Origin of the sequence: Vasconcelosia minhoensis LEGE 07310 (genome assembly GCF_015207255.1) — a bacterium.
Lineage (GTDB): Bacteria > Cyanobacteriota > Cyanobacteriia > Phormidesmidales > Phormidesmidaceae > Vasconcelosia > Vasconcelosia minhoensis.
Genome location: NZ_JADEXG010000135.1, coordinates 1 through 2,972, shown reverse-complemented (window position 1 = coordinate 2,972; position 2,972 = coordinate 1). Strand labels below are relative to the sequence as shown.

General features: G+C 55.9%; 2 protein-coding genes. Both read right to left on the bottom strand.

All coding sequences use genetic code 11. The features are described from left to right. Positions 1-58: 58 nt before the first annotated feature. A complete protein-coding gene (locus IQ241_RS25045; RefSeq protein ID WP_193912508.1) occupies positions 59-1,354 on the bottom strand; it encodes a CO2 hydration protein in 1,296 nt (431 codons plus the stop codon). 75 nt (positions 1,355-1,429) lie between these two features. After that, on the bottom strand, positions 1,430-2,965 hold the full coding sequence (locus IQ241_RS25040; RefSeq protein WP_193912510.1) for an NADH-quinone oxidoreductase subunit M: 1,536 nt from the start codon (positions 2,963-2,965) through the stop codon (positions 1,430-1,432). Between the last annotated feature and the right edge of the window lie 7 nt (positions 2,966-2,972).

Sequence of the window (2,972 nt, the reverse complement as noted above, 5' to 3'; positions counted from 1 at the left end):
GGTGGTGGGTGGTGGTGGCTGGGATAGACCAGCTCCTCAACAGAGACGTGAGTCTGATCTAGCGGTAGCTGGGGTGTTGGATATCCGTGAGGCGGGCTTCTGGGCGCTTCATCCGATCCATTTGGGCTTCAAAAAACTGCCGATTAGCCTTGAGATGCTCGGGGTTAGGGTCGTCCAGGGGATAGCGTAACGCCGCCCGCAGCGCCTGAATGACAGCGGAGGTAACGTTGTACATCGACCGCTGAAAGGTAATCCCCAGCTGAATCAGCGCATCATCTTCCTGACGACAGTGCTGCCGATAGTATTCCTCCAGGTAGGGCGGTAGGAAGTGAAGCATATCCTGCATCAGCAGCGTCGGCGGAATACCCGCCGTTCCTACAGGAAAGACATCGGCGTAAAGGATGCCATAGTGAAACTCGGCCTGGTCAGCCGGAACTTGACCGGCCTGGGCGTTGTAGGATTTGGTGCCGCGAAAGGGAGCAGTCCGGTAGAACACGGCTTCGACGTAGGGAAGCGCGGCTTCATAGAGCCAGGTGAACCCGGCAGACTTGGGAATGATTTCAAAACATTCGTCGCCGATATAGACGTGATGATAGATCGGACGACCGGCCACCGCAAAAATGCCGTTGACCAAAAAATCCATCGCGTCGGGGACGCCCTCAAAGCCGCCCTCATCGTAAATATCCGACATTTCAAAAAAGACCGGAGCCATAACTTCCCAAAACAGCCCCAGATTGGCGTAGTAGGACATCTGTCGCACCTGCTCCAAAAACATGTCAGGGAACAGCTTATAGAGCCCTAGCATAGGCAAATTGCGCCTAAAGTAAGCCCGAATGGCCCGGTCTGCCATTTCCAGATAGGGCTCGCTGTAGAGATACTCGTTGAACTTGGGATTAATATCCCGATGCCAGAACATCGCCTGCATACAGGCTTCGGCAAACTCCATATTCACCCGGTCATGCCAGAGATGGTGCAGCAGCTTCGGCAGCTTCCGCCCCACCTCGCCGGTTTCCATAAAGGCTAGCAGCTCTGGGTGAGCTTCGGCCTCTCCCCGCCAGATCCGCAGCTGTGACTGTTCGCCAGCATAGGCATTGGGTCGCTTCAGGTATTCGTCTGAGATAAAGTACTTAAAGAACGGCAGCGGATTTAGAAATACCCGCTCTGCAATGTAGAGCAGGTCACGCCAGTAAAAATCCATCGGCACGGCGTAGGCTTTATAAATGCCAATAATCTGCATCAGATTTTCCGGCGTATCTGGCAGCATTGAGCCGCCTGCCTCAAGCCGATGAATGATCTCAGAAAATTCGTGAGACGAAGGTGGAAGCGTTGGTTTGGAAAGCATTGTTGAAGTCATAGGAATAGGAATTGTTTTCTAAGAAGCCGTAGGGTGGGTCAAACCACCGGTAAACAGTACTATCTACCAAAACAGTTAGTCAGCAAACCCATCCTTTCGAAAAGATGACAGCAATGCCAACGGCGACTGTCTTACGTCAAGCGAAACCTGAGCCGAAGCAGTCACTTCTGCAATTCGCGACACGGGTGTGGACTCAGTCCAGCGCATCAGCCAGACAGGTTGAATTCCCAGAAAGACAATCAGCGCCATCAGCACAAAAGCCGGAATCTTCTCATCGAGCGTGACCTTCGGAAAATAGGCCCGGGCGTTGTCTAGCCGACCGAAGCAGGTGCGGTTCAGCAAAATCACAAAGTACACCGCCGTCAGCCCCGTTCCCACCACGCAGATTAACGTCTGCACCGGAAACTGAGGGAAGCTACCCTGGAATATCACAAATTCAGCGGCGAAGTTCACCAGTCCTGGAATGCCCGCGCTGGCCATACCGCCCAGCACCAGCAGAGCGCTGGTCAACGGCAGCCCACGGATTGGATTCATTAGCCCATTCAGCACGTCTAATTCACGAGTCCCCACCTTGGCCTCAACAATGCCGACCAGGTGGAACAGAATGGCCAAAATTAGACCATGGGAGACCATTTGAGCAATGCAGCCCGCTAGGCTAAGGGGATTGCCCGCCGCCATGCCCAGCAGGATGTAGCCCATGTGCCCAATTGAGCTGTAGGCCACCATCCGCTTGATGTCGCGCTGCGCGATCGCGACTATCGCCCCATACATCACCGTCATCGCCGCCCACACCGCTAGCCCCGGTGCCAGCACCCGCCAGCCGTCAGGCATGAGGCTGAAGCCAAACCGCAGCAGCCCGTAGGTGCCTAGCTTAGCCAGCACGCCGCCTAGCATAATCGCCACCGGCGTCGAGGCCGCTACATAGGTATCGGGTAGCCAGGTATGCAGCGGAATCAGCGGCACCTTAATGCCAAAGCCCAGCAGCAGCGGAATTAGCAACACCACCTGCCAGCGCAGGGGCAGACTCACCTCAGCCAGGCTGCTGTAGCTAAAATCGCTGGCCCCGCCCAGCCAGAACATGCCAAAGCAGCCGACGAGAATCAGCGCGCCCGACAGCGCCGTATAGAGCAAAAACTTAGTCGCCGCATAGCCACTTTTCTCGCCGCCCCAGATCAAAATCAGCAGATACAGCGGCACCAGATCCAGCTCATAGAGCAGAAAGAACAGGAGGAAATTCTGGGCTAGAAAGGCGCCCGCGATCGCGCTGCTGACAATCAGCATCAGGCAATAGAAGAGCTTTGGCCGCTCGGTATCGCTGGAGCTGCTGTAGAGCGCAATCCAGGTGAGCAGGCTGTTGAGCCCCACCATCAGCAGGGCTAGGCCATCCAGCCCCAGCTCATAGTCCAATCCCAGGGCAGGAAGCCAGGGCAGTTTTTCGGACATCTGTAGACCAAAATTACTGAGGTCAAACTGGGTAAACAGCCAGAGCGCCCACAGGGAGACCGCACTAGCAACTGCTAGCGCCGCGCCGCGAGCCTGTTTGGCCGACAGGGGAACGAGGCCGATAAAGAGGGCACCGATGACGGGGAGCCAGATTAGGGGACTGAGCATCATGGGG

What these genes read in the sequence shown, in the direction of transcription:
- IQ241_RS25040 (WP_193912510.1), bottom strand. Translation starts at nt 2,965, where the DNA reads ATGCTCAGTCCCCTAATCTGGCTCCCCGTCATCGGTGCCCTCTTTATC.
- IQ241_RS25045 (WP_193912508.1), bottom strand. Translation starts at nt 1,354, where the DNA reads ATGACTTCAACAATGCTTTCCAAACCAACGCTTCCACCTTCGTCTCAC.